The sequence below is a fragment of the Arthrobacter sp. CAU 1506 genome (assembly GCF_005047635.1).
GTDB lineage: Bacteria > Actinomycetota > Actinomycetes > Actinomycetales > Micrococcaceae > Crystallibacter.
This window is the reverse complement of the sequence record NZ_SUKC01000022.1, coordinates 25,751-44,040: the sequence shown is the minus strand read 5'-3', so window position 1 is coordinate 44,040 and position 18,290 is coordinate 25,751. Positions and strand designations below refer to the sequence as shown.

Annotated in this window: 20 protein-coding genes; 4 read left to right on the top strand and 16 right to left on the bottom strand. The window is 66.1% G+C overall.

Annotation, left to right across the window (positions count from 1 at the left end; translation table 11 throughout):
* Positions 1–12: 12 nt before the first annotated feature.
* The 3 genes from E4J89_RS18050 to E4J89_RS18040 all read right to left on the bottom strand — a co-directional run bounded on the left by E4J89_RS18050 (position 13) and on the right by E4J89_RS18040 (position 3,960).
* Positions 13–1,125, bottom strand: a complete 1,113-nt coding sequence (locus E4J89_RS18050) for an NADH:flavin oxidoreductase/NADH oxidase (RefSeq protein ID WP_136787600.1) — start codon at positions 1,123–1,125, stop codon at positions 13–15.
* Complete coding sequence (locus tag E4J89_RS18045; RefSeq protein WP_136787599.1) at positions 1,126–2,085, bottom strand: tetratricopeptide repeat protein; 960 nt, start codon at positions 2,083–2,085, stop codon at positions 1,126–1,128. It lies immediately after the preceding gene.
* An 87-nt stretch (positions 2,086–2,172) separates the two neighbouring features.
* Positions 2,173–3,960 (bottom strand): hypothetical protein, encoded by a 1,788-nt coding sequence (locus tag E4J89_RS18040; protein ID WP_136787598.1) that lies wholly within the window; start codon positions 3,958–3,960, stop codon positions 2,173–2,175.
* 314 nt (positions 3,961–4,274) lie between these two features.
* Between E4J89_RS18040 and E4J89_RS18035 the strand changes: the two genes are divergently transcribed.
* A complete protein-coding gene (locus E4J89_RS18035) occupies positions 4,275–5,579 on the top strand; it encodes an AI-2E family transporter (protein WP_240691978.1) in 1,305 nt (434 codons plus the stop codon).
* Positions 5,580–5,586: 7 nt separating this feature from the next.
* Here the strand turns inward: E4J89_RS18035 and E4J89_RS18030 are convergent, their stop codons facing one another.
* Positions 5,587–5,913 (bottom strand): hypothetical protein, encoded by a 327-nt coding sequence (locus E4J89_RS18030; RefSeq protein WP_136787597.1) that lies wholly within the window; start codon positions 5,911–5,913, stop codon positions 5,587–5,589.
* A gap of 71 nt (positions 5,914–5,984) precedes the next feature.
* Between E4J89_RS18030 and nucS the strand changes: the two genes are divergently transcribed.
* The 3 genes from nucS (at position 5,985) to E4J89_RS18015 (ending at position 8,427) form a co-directional block, all read left to right on the top strand.
* Positions 5,985–6,680, top strand: coding sequence for an endonuclease NucS (gene nucS, locus E4J89_RS18025; RefSeq protein ID WP_136787596.1), 696 nt, complete (start codon positions 5,985–5,987; stop codon positions 6,678–6,680).
* Between the two features lie 52 nt (positions 6,681–6,732).
* Positions 6,733–7,962: an amidohydrolase family protein gene (locus E4J89_RS18020; RefSeq protein WP_136787595.1), complete on the top strand. Its 1,230-nt coding sequence runs from the start codon at positions 6,733–6,735 to the stop codon at positions 7,960–7,962.
* Positions 7,963–8,223: 261 nt separating this feature from the next.
* Positions 8,224–8,427 carry a cold-shock protein gene (locus E4J89_RS18015; RefSeq protein WP_136787594.1) on the top strand — a complete coding sequence of 68 codons (204 nt, stop codon included), beginning with the start codon at positions 8,224–8,226 and terminating at the stop codon, positions 8,425–8,427.
* A gap of 89 nt (positions 8,428–8,516) precedes the next feature.
* Here the strand turns inward: E4J89_RS18015 and murA are convergent, their stop codons facing one another.
* The 12 genes from murA to E4J89_RS17955 all read right to left on the bottom strand — a co-directional run bounded on the left by murA (position 8,517) and on the right by E4J89_RS17955 (position 18,230).
* On the bottom strand, positions 8,517–9,797 hold the full coding sequence (gene murA, locus E4J89_RS18010) for a UDP-N-acetylglucosamine 1-carboxyvinyltransferase (RefSeq protein ID WP_136787593.1): 1,281 nt from the start codon (positions 9,795–9,797) through the stop codon (positions 8,517–8,519).
* A gap of 117 nt (positions 9,798–9,914) precedes the next feature.
* Positions 9,915–10,346, bottom strand: a complete 432-nt coding sequence (locus E4J89_RS18005) for a DUF2550 domain-containing protein (RefSeq protein ID WP_136787592.1) — start codon at positions 10,344–10,346, stop codon at positions 9,915–9,917.
* A 6-nt stretch (positions 10,347–10,352) separates the two neighbouring features.
* Complete coding sequence (locus E4J89_RS18000) at positions 10,353–10,646, bottom strand: F0F1 ATP synthase subunit epsilon (RefSeq protein ID WP_136787591.1); 294 nt, start codon at positions 10,644–10,646, stop codon at positions 10,353–10,355.
* 5 nt (positions 10,647–10,651) lie between these two features.
* Complete coding sequence (gene atpD / locus E4J89_RS17995; protein WP_136787590.1) at positions 10,652–12,115, bottom strand: F0F1 ATP synthase subunit beta; 1,464 nt, start codon at positions 12,113–12,115, stop codon at positions 10,652–10,654.
* A gap of 59 nt (positions 12,116–12,174) precedes the next feature.
* A complete protein-coding gene (locus E4J89_RS17990) occupies positions 12,175–13,068 on the bottom strand; it encodes a F0F1 ATP synthase subunit gamma (protein WP_136787589.1) in 894 nt (297 codons plus the stop codon).
* A gap of 71 nt (positions 13,069–13,139) precedes the next feature.
* Positions 13,140–14,777: a F0F1 ATP synthase subunit alpha gene (atpA, locus tag E4J89_RS17985; RefSeq protein WP_136787588.1), complete on the bottom strand. Its 1,638-nt coding sequence runs from the start codon at positions 14,775–14,777 to the stop codon at positions 13,140–13,142.
* Between the two features lie 104 nt (positions 14,778–14,881).
* On the bottom strand, positions 14,882–15,697 hold the full coding sequence (locus tag E4J89_RS17980; protein WP_136787587.1) for a F0F1 ATP synthase subunit delta: 816 nt from the start codon (positions 15,695–15,697) through the stop codon (positions 14,882–14,884).
* A complete protein-coding gene (locus tag E4J89_RS17975) occupies positions 15,697–16,245 on the bottom strand; it encodes a F0F1 ATP synthase subunit B (protein ID WP_136787586.1) in 549 nt (182 codons plus the stop codon). The genes E4J89_RS17980 and E4J89_RS17975 overlap by 1 nt, the downstream gene beginning before the upstream one ends.
* A 48-nt stretch (positions 16,246–16,293) precedes the next feature.
* Complete coding sequence (atpE, locus tag E4J89_RS17970; protein ID WP_074701684.1) at positions 16,294–16,497, bottom strand: ATP synthase F0 subunit C; 204 nt, start codon at positions 16,495–16,497, stop codon at positions 16,294–16,296.
* A 71-nt stretch (positions 16,498–16,568) separates the two neighbouring features.
* Complete coding sequence (gene atpB / locus E4J89_RS17965) at positions 16,569–17,375, bottom strand: F0F1 ATP synthase subunit A (RefSeq protein WP_136787585.1); 807 nt, start codon at positions 17,373–17,375, stop codon at positions 16,569–16,571.
* An 86-nt stretch (positions 17,376–17,461) separates the two neighbouring features.
* A complete protein-coding gene (locus E4J89_RS17960; protein WP_136787584.1) occupies positions 17,462–17,734 on the bottom strand; it encodes a hypothetical protein in 273 nt (90 codons plus the stop codon).
* Positions 17,724–18,230, bottom strand: coding sequence for a hypothetical protein (locus tag E4J89_RS17955; protein ID WP_136787583.1), 507 nt, complete (start codon positions 18,228–18,230; stop codon positions 17,724–17,726). The genes E4J89_RS17960 and E4J89_RS17955 overlap by 11 nt, the downstream gene beginning before the upstream one ends.
* Positions 18,231–18,290 lie beyond the last annotated feature (60 nt).

Genomic DNA, 18,290 nt, shown 5'->3' with positions numbered 1-18,290 from the left:
CATCCGCAAGGACTAAAAATTCTCCGTCTCGGCGGCACGCTCGTACTGCGGTGCCCACGCCAAGTCATGCCCCAGTTCGACGGCGGCGCGCTGCCACCAGTGCGGGTCGCGCAGCGCGGCCCGGGCCAGCAGTACGGCGTCGGCCGAGCCGTCCCTGACAACGGTGTCGGCCTGCGCAGGCGTCGTGATGAGCCCGACGGCGCCGGTCGGGACGCCGGTCTGGCGGCGGATAGCGGCAGCGAAGGGCACCTGGTAGCCCGGGCCCAGCGGAATGTTCACGCCGTGTACCGCGCCGCCGCTGGACACATCCACCAGGTCCACGCCGCGGGCGGCAGCCTGGGAGACAACGTCGGCCACCGCTTCCGGATCCAGTCCGCCATCCGCCCAGTCGCTGGCGGAAACGCGCAGCAGCAGCGGCATGGCATCCGGCATCACGCCGCGGACCGCGTCCACTACTTCCAGCAGCAGGCGCGCACGATTGTCCGCCGAGCCGCCCCACTCATCGGTGCGGGTGTTGATCAGCGGGGACAGGAACTGGTGCAGCAGATAGCCGTGGGCGCCGTGGATCTCGATGGTGTCGAACCCGGCCCAGACCGCGCGGGCCGCGGCGTCGCGGAAATCGCAGACAATCTGCCGGATGCCTGCCTCGTCCAGCGCCGCCGGCGCCCCGTAGCGGCCGAAGGCGCCGGTGGTCGGAGCAACGGCCCGCCAGCCGCCCTCGTCGTGCGGCACGGATCCGGATTCCCGGGCAAAGGGCGGGTAGGTCGAGGCCTTGCGCCCGGCATGGGCCAGCTGGATGCCGATCTTGGTGTCCGCCGAACCGTAGCGGTGCACGAACTCGATGATCCGGCTCCAGGTCTGTGCCTGGGCGTCGGTCCAGATGCCGGTGTCCTGCGGACTGATCCGGCCAATGGCGTTGACCGCGGTCGCCTCGGTCAGGATCAGTGCCGCGCCGCCGGCGGCGAACTGGCCCAGATGCATCAGGTGCCAGTCGTTCGGCGTGCCGGGCGCATCGTCCCGGCGAACCGAGTACTGGCACATGGGCGCCACCCAGCCGCGGTGGGCCAACGGCATTCCGCGCAGCTTGATCGGCTCAAACAGGCCGCCAACCGGACTCTGCGCCATTTAGAAGAGCGCCCGGGCCAGAGCCTGGCGTGCCTTGGAGACCCGTGGGTCGGAGCTGCCCACCACATCGAACAGCTCCACCAGCCGCGCCCGGGCCGTTTCCCGTTCGTCTCCGGCATGCCGGCTAATGAAGCCGACCAGCCGCGCGAACGCGTCCTCGACATGGCCGCCGGACACGTCCAAGTCGGCTACGGCCAGCTGGGCCTGCAGGTCGTCGCTCTGGTCGGCGGCGGCCCTGCGCAGCTCGTTGGCATCGGCTCCTTGCAGCCGCTCCAGCAGCTGCACCTGGTAGAGCCCGGTGCGGGCCTCGTTGTCGGCCGGCTGTTCGGCCAGCGCCTTCTGGTACGCCGCCGCGGCCCGGGCGTAGTCGCCGGCCTCGATGGCGTCGAATGCTTCCTGATGCAGCGGCGGCAGCGGCTTCTCCTCCTCGGCCGGAGCCTCAGCCGCGCCGGGGGCCGTGCCGGTCACGCCGTTGGCCTGGGCAACCTTCAGCAACTCGTTGACGAACTGCCGCAGCTCGTCGGCCGACGCCGCGCCTTGGAACAGCGGGATCGGCTGGCCCTTCAACAGCGCGACGGCGGCGGGCACGCTCTGCAGCTGGAAGGCCTGGGCGATGCCCGGGCTGGCGTCGACGTCCACCCGCGCCAGGACAAACCGGCCGGCGAACTCGTTGGTCACCTCGGCCATCGCGGAGGCCAACTGCTGGGCCTGCTCGCTCCACGCTGCGGTCAGCTCCACGATCACGGGAACCTGCGCGGAGAGTTGTACGAGCGCCTGGAAACTCTGCTCGTTGACCTCGACGATGTAGCTTGCGGTGTCGCCGTTGCCCGGTGCCCCGGCTGCCGCGGCCGGAGCACCTGAAGCCGGTTGCTGCGGCTTTTTCAGCGCCGACAGGTCAACGGCGCCGCGCAGGCTGACGGAAGACGGCCCGGGGCCCTGCTCTGGAGTTGGAGTGGTCATGACATCACACTAATACGTCTCGGCGGGGGTCCGGAATTACGCGGCGGCAGGCGAGGCTGCCCGGCCGGTTGCCCGGCCGGGCCGGCGCTACTTCAGCTTGGCGTCCACCAGGCCCTGGGCCACCCCGACCAGATTGACCGTCTCGTCGGACTCGGCCGGCGGCACGTACAGGAAGACGGCTTCGCTGTACGTCACGTCCACGCCTTCGGTGGTCGAGTCGTCACCGGCCAGCGCGGCAAACTCCGGCGAGAGTTCCACGGTGGCACCGGATTCGGCCGGCACGCTCCTGGTCACAGACTTGATGTGGCCGAACACCACGGCGCCGCCGTCGGCCGTGCGCAGCGCGCTCAACGACTTGTTGTCGACGCTGCGGCGGAAGGAGATATCCGCGCTCTTGTTGGACTTGACCTGGTCCTTCTGGATCTTCTGGATCTGGTCGGAGAAGGTGTTCTTGCCGATCTTGCCCTGGTGCTTGCCGCTGTCCAGGTTCTCGGCCACCATCTTCACCGCTGCCTGCGGCGAGTAGAGCAGGCCGTCCTCGGCATCCAGCGGAACAGCAGGTGTCCCGCCGCCCTCGGTGGAGACCTGCGGGAAGGTGGTTCCCGGCAGCATCTGCATCGCGCCCACCATCCGGTAGTTCGATCGGGGATCCTGCTGCGTCAGCACAATGACCTGCGGCACCGGGTTGTCTTCGCCCTCGGTCACCGTCACCACGGTCCGCGGCCACTCCTCGCTGGTGCTGACCATCGAGGTCAGGATCGGTCCGGCTGCCACCGGAACCGGAGCCTGCGCCTTGCCGTTTTCGGCCCGCACCGTGTAGTTGGCCTCGCGGACCGTCAGGGCCGCCCCGCCGACGCGCGGCTTCAGCTTGCCGGCGTCCCTTGCCTTGTCGGCTTCGGACACTGACGCCGCTACCGAATCCATAATCCGAGTCAGTTGGCTCTCCTGCACGACCGGGAAACCTGCGGCTTCCTCGGCTTCCTGGGACGGAGCCGCCTGCGCCGGCATCGTTGCGCCGGCGGCCAGCACGACGGCGGTGCCCGCGGCGGCCGCAGCACGCAGGCCTAGCGCGGGGCGGACCATCAGGGAACGGCGGCCGGAGGGACGGGAACCCTCTTCCGGATTCTCGACACCAGTACCTGCAGTTGTGGCTTCGTCAGCGCGGCCGGGCTTTGCGGCGTCGGTAGCGGCCAGCGGCGCGGTCGCCGGGCCGGCTACGGTCTGTCTGCCGGTGCCACCGCCGGGGCCGGATCCGGTGCCCGGCGAGTCGTTGTCCGGCGTCTGGCGGTTCGGACGGCGGGACACCACTGCCATCGCCACGCCGAGCACCACCAGCAAGGCCCCCAGGATGATCAGGGCGAGCGACCACGGGATGGACGTGTCGTTCGGCCAGGTGACGGTCACGTTGGTCGGGGCCGGGGCATCGCCGTCGGAGGCCAGCAGAATGGACCACTCGCCGTCGGCCGGAGCCACCCAACGGTGCTCCATGCTGCCCTCTCCCTGCTCCTCGCTGACCCAGAGGTCGGATCCGGCGGGATTCGGCACTTTGGCCTCCCCCTCGGTCACGGTCCCCTGCAGTTGGCCGTCCTCGATGCCGGTCAGGGAAGTGTGCGCTGCCTCCCCTACCCAGGCGTCGACGTCGCCGGCACGGCCGATGGCCATCAGGAATTCGCCGTCGGCCTCCACCGAAACATCCACTTCTTCCTCGTGGACGCCGAAGACTTCCGGTTCAATCACGGTCACCGGAGCGGTACCCTCCGCCGTGTAGCTGGCAGATGCCCGCTCGGGCGGGGCCCAGACGGTGCGCTGGGCGATGCCCAGCGCGATGGCCAACAGCCCGATCACCATCAGGGCCACGGAAATCTTGAAACGCACAAAAATACCAATCGTCGATCGTGCAGGAAGGCAGGGCCGCAGGTCCGCCCCTGGCGTTCAGGGCCGGGGCGGCTGCCCGGCGTCGGTTAAACTTTATAACCCTATGGTAACGAACCGTCTTGCAGTCCGCGCAGGACCGGATTCCGCACGCGGGCGCAGGGAGCCCCCGCGACCGGTGTCATCCGCTGCAGCGGCGGGCCGTACTGGTAGTCTTTCGCTCAGAATTGACCGCGTCCTGCGCCGTTGCTGCCTACCGCGCGACAGAAGCGCCCGCCCGCAGCTTCAGCGGCTGCAGGCGGAAGAGAGGATGCTGCGTGAACGAACATCGGGACGGTCCGGTACCCGGCTCCGGTAACGGACCGGATGCCGACGACCACCGGGCTGCCGCCGATTCACCGGCCGAATCTTCAGCCGAACCAGCGGCCTCCCCGCCTGTGACGGCAGCACGCCAGCGTGCGGTCCTGGGCGCGCTCGGGCGCATCGGAGCTTCCATGCCCCGCGCCCGGCCCCGCGTCCGGTTCGAGATGCCGCCCGAAGTCGATCCGCCCGCTGCCTCCACCGGCCTCTCCGGCCCCGACATGTCCCCCGCGCGGCATCCGATCCATTTCGGATTCATGGCGACGGTGGGCGTCGGTTTCGCGCTGCTGCTCTACTTTGTGCTCATCAACGTCGGCGCGCTGCTGGCGTGGATTGCGGCCGCGCTCTTCATTGCCCTGGGGCTCGATCCGATTGTCCGCTGGCTGGAACGCAAGGGACTCCCCCGGCCGGCCGGCGTCATCATTGTGGTGCTGATCCTGGCCGGGCTGGTCGCCGCCTTCATCTCCACGCTGATCCCGACCATCGTCAACCAGACCACGCAGATCGTGGCCAACGCCCCGCGCTATGTTGACGACTTCCTGAATTCGGCCTTCTTCCAGTCCGTGGACGAGCAGTTCCAGGTCCGGGAGCGCATTGACGTGGAACTGGCGAAGTTCTTTGCCAATTCGGAGAACGTCACCGGTATTTTCGGCGGTGTCCTTGGCGTCGGCGGGGCCGTGCTCCAAGGTGCGTTCGGGGCACTGATCGTGCTGGTGCTCACGTTGTACTTCCTGGCGTCGCTTCCGGCGCTGAAGATCTGGGCCTACCGGCTGGCTCCGCGCTCCAAGCGCCGGCAGGTGCAGCGTCTGTCCGAAGAAATCAGCAGCAGCGTTGGCAGCTATGTGATCGGCCAGGCCTGCGTGGCGCTGATCAACGCGTCGGTCGCCTTCATCGCCATGACCATCGCCCAGGTACCGTTCACCGCCTTGCTGACGTTCGTCGTCGCTTTGCTGGCCTTCATCCCGCTGATCGGTGCGGTGATCGCCGGTGCGCTCGTCTCGCTGGTGGCCCTGACCGTGAGCTGGCAGACGGCCGCACTGTTCGCCGTCATATACTTTGCCTACCTGCAAATCGAGGCCTATTTCGTGTCGCCGCGCGTGATGCAGCGGGCTGTTGCGGTGCCGGGGGCCGTGGCGGTGATCGCCGTGATTGCCGGCGGCTCGCTGCTGGGTGTGCTGGGCGCGCTGATGGCGATTCCTGTGGCGGCATCGGTGATGCTGCTGCTCAAGGACGTCTTCATCGTGCGGCAGGACCGCGCCTGACCGAAGCTCAGCGGTAACGGAAACTGCGGGTCTGCCAGCACCGCGGGTGCCAGTGCCGCCGCTCGCCCAGCGCCGTTTCGCCGCCGAACAGCGAGTCGGCGCGCCAGGCCACCAGGTGCTCGATTCCGGGGCCGATGGTGCGGTTGCAGCCCGGGCAGGTGTAGTCCTTGGCGGCGTTGGATCCGGTGATGCGCCGGACGTTCCATTCGCCGTCGGGCGCGTTCTGGCGTTCGGGGATGCCCGCGCGGGCACGGTCCAGGTTCAAGTCGCTTTCCCGCGTCCATTTGCTGCTGCCCGTCCCCGATCGGCGGCGCGGACGGTTGGATCGGGGCATGTCATCCATTCTGCCCCACCGCCGCGGCCCCGGCCGAACCTGCCTCCCGGCAGAAGGTAAAGTGGCCTACTGTGCGTCTTGTCATTGCCCGTTGCTCCGTTGACTACATCGGCCGCCTCCGCGCCCACCTTCCGCTGGCCACCCGCCTGTTGATGGTGAAAGCGGACGGTTCCGTCCTGATCCATTCCGACGGCGGCTCCTACAAGCCGCTGAACTGGATGAGCCCGCCGGCCACGCTGCGCGTAGCCGATCCGGAGGCCGACGACGCCGAGTCCGGCGTCCAGGAGGTCTGGCACGTGCAGCACGCCAAGAGTGACGACCGCCTGGTGATCAGCATCCACGAGCATCTGCATGAATACAGCCACGACTTAGGCGTGGACCCGGGGCTGGTCAAAGACGGAGTGGAGGCCGATCTGCAGCGCCTGCTGGCTGAACAAATCCACCGCCTCGGACCGGGCCACACGCTGGTACGGCGCGAATACATGACCGCGATCGGCCCGGTGGACATCCTCGCCCGCAATGCCGACGGCGGCACCGTGGCCGTCGAGCTCAAGCGCCGCGGCGACATCGACGGCGTGGAACAGCTGACCCGCTACCTGGAGCTGCTCAACCGTGATCCGCTGCTGGCCCCGGTCAAGGGGATATTCGCGGCGCAGCAAATCAAGCCGCAGGCGCGGGTGCTTGCCACGGACCGCGGCATCGACTGCCTGACCCTGGACTACGACGAGATGCGCGGCGTGGACGACGCCGAATCCCGCCTGTTCTGAGCCAGCGGCCCCGCCACCAGCTGCCGGACGGTACCCGGCCTAGAATCGGACCATGAGTTCCCCCGGGCAGGACGGTCCAACACGGCAGTACGTCCGCGGCAGGATCGTCTCATCAGGGACCACGCTCGACGACGGTGTCGTCGCCTGTGAGGGCGACCGCATCCGGTATGCCGGCCCCGCCTCGCACTTCGACCCGGCGGGCTGGCAGCACGTGGACCTCCCGGCGGACAGCCTGTTGCTGCCGGGGCTGATCGACACCCACTGCCACGGCGCCTACGGCGGCGACTTCTCCTCCGCCGATGAGACGGGCGCCCGGCAGGCCGCCGGGTACCTGCACCGCAGCGGAACCACCACCGTGGTGGCCAGCACCATGGCAGGCCCCCGGGAGAACATGCTGCAGTCCGTGCAGCTGCTGGGCAAACTGACCGGTGAGGGTTTGCTCGCTGGCGTCCACGCGGAGGGGCCGTTTCTTTCCCCGGCGCGCTGTGGCGCGCAAAGCACCGACTATCTGCTCGCTCCGGACACCGGTCTCGCCGCCGGGCTGGTCGAGGCGGCCGGCGGGCACCTGGTCTCGATGACCTATGCACCGGAGTTGGACGGTGCCGACGAACTCGTTGACCTCCTTGCGGCGTCGGGCGTAACGCCGTCCCTCGGGCATACCGACGCCGATGCCGCGACCGCCGCAGCGTCGCTGGTCCGCGCGGCGGCTGGTTTGGCACAGGCCGGCTCCGGTCGGGACCGGCGACGGCCGCTCGTCACGCACTTGTTCAACGCCATGCGGCCGCTGCACCACCGTTCCCCCGGTGCCGCGGCAGCCTGCCTGCGCGCTGCCGCGGGCGGACGCGCCGCCGTCGAACTCATTGCCGACGGAATCCATCTGGACCCGGAGACCGTGCTGACCGTGTACGAACTGGTGGGCGGTGCCAACATCTTGTTGGTCTCCGACGGGATGGCGGCCACCGGCCTGGGCGACGGCGGGTATGTGCTGGGCGCCAACGACGTGAGCGTCAGGGGCGGTGTGGCGAGGGTGGCTGCCAGCGGAGCCTTGGCGGGCGGCACGGCGACGCTCCTGGACGTGGTGCGTTGTGCGGTTGCCGCCGGGGTGCCACTGGAGACCGCTGTGTCCTCCGCCTCCGCCGTTCCGGCCGCGGTGCTGGGGCTGGCGGAGGAAGCCGGCGCGCTGTCCCGCGGTTTCAGGGCCGACCTGCTGGTCACCACCGCAGGCTTGGCCTTGACCGCTGTGATGCGCGGGGGCCGCTGGCTCGACCCGCCGCCGCGCTAGCCGGACGGCGTTAAAGTCACGAATCGAACTCTTGCTTAATTTTAGATTGAATCGCCCTTTGTACCGTTGACCGCCCATGTGGCTTATGTGATGCTTAACTCAGTCTTTGTGTAGGTGAGTTTTTCATGCTCGCAAGACATGTTGCGAGTGTGAAGCTCCTCAGCGACCGGCCGATGGCCCAGTTGTGCGGATCTTCCACGGAGTAACCGGGTTGGTACGAAGTGTACCGGCTTGATTCTGTTCCACGATGAGGAGATTTACATGGCACAGGGGACCGTCAAGTGGTTCAACGCGGAAAAGGGCTTCGGCTTCATCACTCCGGACGAGGCTGACGGAGATGTGTTCGTTCACTACTCCGAGATCCAGTCGGGCGGCTTCAAGACGCTCGATGAAAACCAGCGCGTGAGCTTCGAGATCGGCCAGGGCGCCAAGGGCCCGCAGGCCACCGGCGTCACTGTCATCTAGCTTCGGCTTCAGCACCGCGCGGCCCACGGCAGCGCACCGCCAGCAGAACCCTTCCGGACGTTTCCGGAGGGGTTCTGCTGTTTGCGCTGTCAGGCCGGCAGCTTCGGTGGCCCCAGCCGGACCGCGTCCCCGCCCAGCGCCCGCAGCCGCTCGTCGAACCGCTCGTAGCCCCGGTCGATGTGCTCCACGCCGTGGACCTCGGTTGTCCCCTCCGCGACGAGCCCCGCGATCACCAGCGCGGCACCGGCACGAATGTCGTTGGCTTCGACCGGAGCGCCGGAGAGCTGCGAGACGCCCTTGATCAGTGCGTGGTGCCCGTCCAACCGCACCACCGCACCCAGCCGGGACAATTCGGCGGTGAATCCCCAGCGAGCTTCGAAGACGTTCTCAGTCACCATTCCGTGCCCGTTGGCCACGGCGTTCAAGGCCACAACGAACGGCTGCAGGTCCGTGGGAAAGCCGGGGTACGGCAGGGTGGACACGTTGATCGGCTCCGGACGCTGCGGCCCTTCCACCGTGAAGCCGTCGTCCCGGCGGGTTATCCGGCAACCGGCCTGCGCCAGCTTGTCCAGCACCACGGTCAAATGGCCGGGATTCGACTTGGCGACGTCCACGGTTCCGCCCGTGATCGCAGCGGCAAAGGCCCAGGTTCCGGCTACAATCCGGTCCGGCACTGTGCTGTGGCGCACCGGGTGCAGGCTTTCGACGCCGGTAACCACCAAGGTGGGAGAGCCGATCCCTTCGATCTGCGCGCCCATCGAGACCAGCAGGTCGGCGATGTCGGTGATCTCCGGTTCCCGCGCGGCGTTGTCGATCACCGTCACTCCCCTGGCCAGCGTGGCCGCCATCATCAGGTTTTCCGTGGCGCCGACCGACGGATAGGGCAGCCGGTGGTGGGCGCCGTGAAGCCCGTTCGGCGCCTTGGCCACCAGATAGCCGTGGTCGATGCTGATCTGCGCACCCATCTGCTCCAGCCCGGCCCGGTGCATATCCAGTCCGCGGCTGCCGATGGCGTCTCCCCCGGGCAACGCCACTTCGGCCTGGTGGCAACGGGCCACCAGCGGGCCCAGCACGGAGATCGACGCCCGCATGGCGCGGACGAGGTCGTAGTCGGCCTGGTGCGCCGGTGCGGACGGGACGTCAATATCGACGCTGGCAGCGTCCACGTCGTAGTCCACCACGCAGCCAAGGCGGCGCAGCAGTTCCGACATGATCCAGACGTCCTGGATGTCCGGCACATTGGTGATCGTGGACCGGCCCTCCGCCAGCAGCACTGCCGCCATCAGCTTCAAGACACTGTTCTTTGCGCCCGAGACCTCCACCCGCCCGTTGAGCGTGCTGGGCCCGCGCACCACGATCACCTCATCCATGCAATCCATCCTACGGTTGTGGCGCGGCTGTGCTGGTCAAACGGCTGACGGCGCGGCTGTGCTGGTTAAACGGCCGACGGCGCGGCTCCCGGGGGAACCGCGCCGTCATGACCAGACCTAGCGCCAAGTGCCGATGCCGATCACCGGTCCGGCTTCAAGCCAGGACGACAGACCTGCGTAGACGTCGAACGTCATCGCCATCGTCAGATCGTGTCTTTCATGCGTGAGCATCACGACGATCGCACCGGGCTGGATCTTTGCCCGTTCGGCTTCGGTCGGTTGCCGCCAGCCCTGTAGTTCCAGCGAGCTGCGTCGGAACTTGTAGCGCGGCTTAGGACTTAACGACAGCAGTCGCAACCATTCCAAATGGGTGTCCGTATAACGACAAACCCCCATCTGCCAGCTGCCGGGCAGCATGGCAATGGAGGCGTCGAAGGTGCCCAGAGTGCGCCGCAGTTGATAGCGGCGCACTCCGAAGGCAATCAGTGCCAACACCAGCAGCAGGAACACTGCGGCCAGGATGGCGAACGTGATGTCGAGACCGTTCACCGGCGGCTAGCGGGTCGCCGTGGCCTCGTCGCCAACCGTCGCATTGTCTGCAACGATGACAACACGGTTGCTGTCCACGGAGAAGAATCCGCCGTCGACATTCACGGTGATGCGGTCTCCAGACACCGGCTGGATGGCCAGCTCGCCGGCTGCCAGGACTGCCAGGACCGGGGTATGGCCCGGCAGGATCCCGATTTCGCCGTCGCTGGTCCGCGCCTTGACCATTGTTGCCTGGCCGGACCACACGAAGTGGTCCGCGGCAACAATCTCAACTTCCAGTTCAGCAGAATTATTAGCCACAGGCCTTACTTCCCGGTCTGTTCCTGGATCTTGGCCCACTGGCGCTCGACATCGTCCAGGCCGCCAACGTTGAAGAAGGCCTGCTCGGCGATGTGGTCGAGCTCGCCGTCGCAGATGGCCTTGAAGCCTTCCACGGTGTCCTTGATGGAAACCGTGGAACCCTCGACGCCGGTGAACTGCTTGGCGGTGTAGGTGTTCTGCGACAGGAACTGCTGGATGCGGCGGGCACGGGCGACGACGATCTTGTCTTCTTCGCCCAGTTCATCAATGCCGAGGATGGCAATGATGTCCTGCAGTTCCTTGTTCTTCTGCAGGATCTGCTTCACGCGGACAGCGGTGTTGTAGTGGTCGTGTCCGATGTACTGCGGATCCAGGATGCGCGACGTCGAGGTCAGCGGATCCACGGCCGGGTACAGGCCACGCGAAGCGATTTCACGGGAAAGTTCCGTGGTCGCATCCAGGTGGGCGAAGGTGGTCGCCGGAGCCGGGTCGGTGTAGTCGTCCGCGGGAACGTAGATCGCCTGCATCGAGGTGATCGAGTGGCCCTTGGTGGAGGTGATGCGTTCCTGCAGCACGCCCATTTCGTCGGCCAGGTTCGGCTGGTAGCCCACGGCCGAGGGCATGCGGCCCAGCAGCGTGGAGACCTCGGAACCGGCCTGGGTGAAACGGAAGATGTTGTCAATGAACAGCAGCACGTCCTGCTTCTGCACATCGCGGAAGTACTCCGCCATGGTCAGGGCGGACAGGGCCACGCGCAGACGCGTTCCCGGCGGCTCATCCATCTGGCCGAACACCAAGGCGGTGTCCTTGAGCACGCCGGCTTCTTCCATTTCCACCCAGAGGTCGTTGCCCTCGCGGGTACGCTCGCCGACACCGGCGAACACGGAAGTACCGCCGAAGTTGCGGGCCACACGGGTGATCATTTCCTGGATCAGCACGGTCTTGCCCACGCCGGCGCCGCCGAACAGGCCGATCTTGCCGCCCTTGATGTACGGGGTCAGCAGGTCGATCACCTTGATGCCGGTCTCCAGCATCTCGGTGGAGCCTTCCAGCTCGGCGAAGTTCGGCGCCTTGCGGTGGATCGGCCAGCGCTCGGTGATCTCCAACTGGGAGGCTTCAACGTCCAGCGGCTCGCCCAGCACGTTGAAGATGTGTCCCTTGACGCCGTCGCCCACGGGCACGGTGATCGGGGTGCCGGCGTCCTGCACCGTGGTGCCGCGGACCAGACCGTCGGTGGCCTGCAACGAGATGGCGCGGACCAGGTTGTCGCCCAGGTGCTGCGAGGTCTCGAAGGTGATGGTGCGGGTCTCGCCGTTGAGGGTGACCTCAGCGGTGAGAGCGTTGTACATTGCGGGGATTGCGTCCGCCGGGAATTCGACGTCGACAACCGGGCCGATGACACGGGCGATACGGCCGGTAGCGCCCGTAGCGACGGAACCAGTTCCGTGCTCGGTGGTTTGGGCAGTCATCTTTCTCACTTCTCAGTTTCGATGGCGTGGTTTATGTGTGCTGTTGCTGCAGGGACTGATCAGGACGCTGCCAGGGCGTCCGCGCCACCGACAATTTCGGTGAGTTCCTGCGTAATCTCTGCCTGACGCGCATTGTTCCGAAGACGCGTGTACTTCTCGATCAGGTCCGTGGCGTTGTCGCTGGCGGACTTCATCGCTCGCTGGCGGGCTGCCAGCTCGCTGGCAGCAGCCTGCAGCAACGCTGCGAAGATGCGCGATTCGATGTAACGCGGCAGCAGTGCGTTCAGAACCTGTTCGGGTTCCGGCTCGTACTCGTACAGCGGCAGCAGGTCGGTCTCCGCGGTGGCCTCTTCTTCCACAACCTCCAGCGGCAGCAGTCGGATGACCGCGGGCTCCTGGACAACCATGGACTTGAAGCGGGTGTAGACGATGTGAATCTCGTCCACGCCACCATCCTCGAACGGCGTGTTGAAGTCGGAGAGCAGTTCTTCGCCGATCTCGCGGGCGGTGCTGAACTCCGGAGAGTCAGTGCCGCCCGTCCAGACCTGCTGGTACTGGATGTTCCGGAAGTCGAAGTAGGCCTGCGCCTTGCGGCCGACCAGGTAGTGGCGGACTTCCTTGCCTTCTCCGTGAAGCAGCTCGGTCAGGGACTGGGCCTGCTTCAGCACGGACGCGGAGTACGACCCCGCCAGACCGCGGTCGGAGGTCAGCACGAGCACGGCGGCCCGGCGGATCTGCTCCGGCTCGGTGGTCAGCGGGTGGTCGATCTCGGACTGCGAAGCCACAGCAGAAACGGCACGGGTGATCGCATTGGCGTACGGCATCGAAGCCGCGACACGGCTGCGGGCCTTGCCAATGCGTGAGGCGGCGATCAGCTCCATCGCCTTGAAGATTTTCCGCAGCGACGAAGTCGATGCGATCTTCTGGCGGTAGACCCGAATCTGGGCTCCCATACTCTTCCTTTCCTCGTCTTCGGCGGCCGGGCGGGACCGCGGTGTGGTCCCGCCCGATCAACAAAGATGAATTAGCGCTTCTGCTTGACGATCTGTTCCTGGGCGACTTCGTCTTCGGCCAGGGCGTCGTACTCTTCGCGGCCGGCGCCAACCAGACGGCTGTCGCCCTCCCCGAAGAAGCCCTGCTTGAAGTCGGCGATCTGCGACTTCAACTCGTCCACCGTGGAATCCTCGAGCAGGTTCGTCTGCGCGATGGTCGTCAGCACCGAGCTGCGGTGCCTCAGGTGCGAGAGGAATTCGCCCTCGAAACGGGTCACGTCCTCCACCGGCACGTCGTCCAGGTAGCCGTTGGTACCGGCCCAGATGGAGACAACCTGGTCCTCCACCGGGTACGGCGTGTACTGGCCCTGCTTGAGCAGTTCCATCAAACGGGCACCGCGGGTCAGCTGCTGGCGTGACGCGGCGTCCAGGTCCGACGCGAACATGGCGAATGCCTGCATGTCGCGGTACTGGGCCAGGTCCAGCTTCAGGGTGCCGGAGACCTTCTTCATCGCCTTGACCTGTGCCGCACCACCCACGCGGGAGACGGACACGCCGACGTCCACGGCCGGACGCTGGTTGGCGTTGAACAGGTCGGACTGCAGGAAGATCTGGCCGTCCGTGATGGAGATGACGTTGGTCGGAATGTAGGCCGAGACGTCGTTTGCCTTGGTTTCGATGATCGGCAGGCCGGTCATCGAGCCTGCGCCCAGTTCGTCGGAGAGCTTGGCACAACGCTCCAGCAGGCGGGAGTGCAGGTAGAACACGTCGCCCGGGTAGGCCTCGCGTCCCGGCGGGCGCCGCAGCAGCAGCGACACGGCGCGGTAGGCTTCGGCCTGCTTGGAGAGGTCATCAAAGATGATCAGGACGTGCTTGCCGCCGTACATCCAGTGCTGGCCGATGGCCGAGCCGGCGTAGGGCGCCAAGTACTTGAAGCCGGCCGGGTCGGACGCGGGCGACGCCACGATGGTGGTGTACTCCAGCGCGCCCTTGTCTTCCAGGGTCTGGCGGACGGCAGCGATGGTCGATGCCTTCTGGCCGATCGCCACGTAGATGCAGCGGACCTGCTTGCTGACGTCGCCGGACTCCCAGTTGGCTTTCTGGTTCAGGATGGCGTCGACGGCGATGGCGGTCTTGCCGGTCTGGCGGTCGCCGATGATCAGCTGGCGCTGGCCGCGGCCGATCGGGATCATCGCGTCGATCGCCTTCATGCCGGTCTGCAGCGGTTCGTGCACGGACTTACGCTGGGTGACGCCCGGAGCCTGCAGCTCCAGCGCACGGCGCTCGGTCGACTCGATCGGCCCCTTGTCGTCGATCGGCTGGCCCAGCGGGTCCACGACGCGGCCCAGGTAGGCGTCGCCGACCGGGACAGACAGGATCTCACCGGTGCGGTGAACTTCCATGCCTTCTTCGATGCCGGTGAAGTCGCCGAGGATCACGACGCCGATTTCGCGGGTGTCGAGGTTCTGGGCCAGGCCCAGGACGCCGTTCTCGAAACGCAGCAGTTCGTTCGCCATGACCGAGGGAAGACCCTCGACACGGGCGATGCCATCGCTGGCAGTGGTCACGTGGCCGACTTCGACCCGCTCGGCGCTTCCGGGTTCATAGGACGCCGCGAACTCGTTCAGCGCATTGCGGACGTCGTCGGCGTTGATGGTCAATTCGGCCATCTGCAGTCCCTGCTCTCCTGTGTTTATGATCATCGCGAGGTGTGCGACGACCGGTGTTTATTTCAGTCTGTGTGAGGCTTGCGGTCCAAGTTTCCTTGCGGAAACTACACCGTGAGACTCCTGCGGAGTTCAGCCAGGCGGGAGATCACGGATGCATCCACGACCTCGTCCCCGACCATGACCCGCACGCCGCCGACCAGTCTCGGATCGACGTTGACGTTCATCTTCAGTCCACGGCCGTACAGCCGGTCGAGGCCGGCCTGCAGGCGGGTCGCCTGTTCGCTGGTCAGCGGACGGGTGACGCTGACCTCCGCGATCCAACGCTGTTGGCGCTTGGCCACCAGCTGGACGAACCGCTCTACCAGTGCCGTGGGCTTGATGCCGCGCGGTGCGGTCACTGCCTGCCGGATCAGCAGCTGGGCTGCCGGACCCGCGTTCGGCACCAGCTTCAGTGCCAGCGCCGTCTTGGCTTCGTCAGAAGCCTGGGGCTCAACCAAAGCGCGCTGCAGGTCGTGATCCGACCCGACAATGCGGTTGAACGCGAACAGGTCGCTCTCCAGACCTTCGAGTCCGTCAACACCCTGGCCCTTGTTCTCTGCAACAGCGACGGCAGTGGTGGCCGCCAGGGTCTCCAAAGCGTCCCCGATGTCGCGCGCAGAGGCCCAACGCGAAGCAGCCAGCGAGGTGACGATGTCCCGGGCATCCGCCGAGACCTTCCCCTCGAGAAGACGGCCGAACAGTTCGGCCTTCTCTTTGCTGTCGCGCGCCGGGTCGGTCAGGGCACGGCGCAGTCCGGCATTGCTGTCCAACAGGCCCAGGACCCCAAAGAGTTCCTCAGCCAGGGACAGCGAAGCGGTGGGAAGCTTAGCCTCCAGCTCCTGCAGTGCCGCTTTCAGCGACTCGCTCGATACACCGGCCATTATTTCGCAGCACCTGCACTCTGGGACTCAAGGTCAGCAAGGAAGCGATCCACAACGCGGGCAGAACGCGCGTCGTCGTTCAGCGCTTCGCCGACGATCTTGCCAGCCAGTTCGGTCGCCAAGGATCCGACCTCGCTGCGCAGCGAGGTCACGGCAGCCTGACGCTCGGCGTCAATCTGGACCTGTGCCTGCTCGCTGATGCGTGCGGCTTCGGCCTGTGCCTTTTCCTTCAGCTCCGCCAGGATCTGGGCGCCTTCGGCGCGTGCGTCCTCACGGATGCGGTTGGCTTCCGCGCGGGCGTCCGTCAACTGCTGCTTGTACTCGTCCAGCGCAGCGCTGGCTTCAGCCTGAGCCGCCTCCGCCTTGGCGATACCGCCTTCGATGGCCTCGGTCCGCTCTTCAAACGTCTTCTCAAACGCCGGAACGACGAACTTGGCGACGATGTACATGAGGATCGCGAAGCCGATCAGCGTGACAAGGATTTCCCAGGGGTTCGGGATCAGAGGGTTTGCACCCTCCGCGGCGGCGAGGATCATTGCCTGATTCATATCTCACCCGTCCTATCTATTCGGTGTGGATGGTTCGCGTTGCCTTGATTAGAGGACGAACGCGAACACCAGACCGAGGATGGCCAAAGCTTCAGTCAGTGCCAGGCCCAGGAACGCGATCGGCTGAAGCACGCGCTGTGCCTCAGGCTGGCGGGCAACGCCGTTGATGTAAGCAGCGAACACGAGGCCCACACCGATGGCACCGCCGATAGCGGAGAGACCGTAACCGACGAGGTTGATATTGCCTTCCATTTTTTTCCTTTCAAGATGCTCCCCTTGGAGGGAGCAGGTTGTTGGTTCAGGTTCTTCCCCAGCGGGGAAACTTAGTGTTCCTCGGCCAGGGAGCCTTGGATGTAGATCGCGGTCAGCAGGACGAACACGTAGGCCTGCAGGACCTGGATCAGGATTTCGAAGAAGTACATGCCGACGCCGCCGGCGAGGGTGAGGATACCCAGCGGCTTCAGCCAGAAGTCGGCGTCCACCAGCAGGAACTGGGTACCGGCAGCGGCCAGCATGATGATCAGGTGGCCGGCCAGCATGGTGGCGAAGAGTCGCAGGCTGTGCGTGACCGGACGAACCAGGAAGGTCGAGATGATCTCAATGATGACCACCAGCGGCAGGATGGCCTTCGGTACACCGGAAGGCACCACGGCCAGCTTGAAGTAGCCGATGCCGTGCTTCTTGATGCCGAGCACAATCCAGGTGACGTAGACGATGCCGGCCAAGGCGTATGCCGTTCCCACATGCGACGTCGTCGGCATCTGGATCAACGGGATGGAGCCGAAGAGGTTGTTCACCAGGATGAAGAAGAACAGGGCGAACAGGAGCGGTACGAACGGCTTGAAGTCGCGCTCACCGATGATGTCCTTACCCACCGAGTTGCGGACGAAGTTGTAGCTCATTTCGCCCAGGTACTGCAGCTTGCCGGGGACAAGCTGGCGGCGGCGGGCCGCCACGATGAAGAACCAGGAAATCAGAACGACGGACAGCAGGACCAGCAGCATCTGCTTGCCGAAGCCCTCGCCGTACGGGGCCATCCACGGAAGAATCTCCGGTAGATGCATGTCTTCGAGGGTCGGTGGGACGAAGCCACCTTCATTAGCGGCCGCCGGAAGCGCAAGCGCGATCAACGCGTTTCCTCTCTGCAGTGTCCATCTTTGGGCGTTTCAGGGTGGGTCGCCGTCAAGGCAGGCCACCATATGAAGTTGTCTGACATTTAGGTGTGGTCCCCCGGGCCGCCCTCATGGCGACGCCGAGCGCCGCGCGTGAGCTTGTGTTTGCGGGCCAAGTAATATCCGCCTCCAGCGCCTAGAACGGCACCGGCGAAAATCAGCCAGCGGGTATCCAGCAGATAGTCCAGTCCCCAGCCTATCAAACCCCAGGCGATGATCCCGCCAAGAATATAGGTCAGGACGGTGTTGCCGCCCTGATAGGTGGAGTGGTCGCCGGAATCCTTGTTCGCCGGGCCCGATGAGCCGTTAGCTGCCATCGCCGGATCCCCCGTTCCGCTGCTGACCGTCTTCCGGCTCGGGGTCGGCGTACAGCTGGTGCCGGGTGCGCGAAAACGCGAAGACCTCTGCGGCCTGCCACACGACGACGGCTGCTACCGCCGCGATGAAGAACCAGGTCCGTTCCAACCAGTCCGGTGTGCCGATGACGAACAATGCGGCACCGAATCCCACCACTTTGATGATGTAAGTGGCAATGAAGGCGCCGATGGCACCGGACGGATTCGACCGACCGACGAAATGGCCCACCAGCAGGCTGATGGCGAAGAACAACATCACCAGCACCGCGCCGAGCAGGGCGCTGACCGCACCGGCCGCTCCGGCTGAGATGGCTGCCGCCACGGTGATCAGTGCGGCTGCTGTGCCGCTTGCTGCCAAGGAAGCGCGAAGGATCTTCAGCCACGGGGACCGGGTCGGCCCGGATGCGCCGATGGCGCCGCCGGCGGCGGGTGTGCCGTCGTGGCGGGTGGCGCGCATGGGAGTCCGTTCGGTCGCAGTCGTCGTGAGCTGGCCGGAACCGGCCGGAATAATTCTACA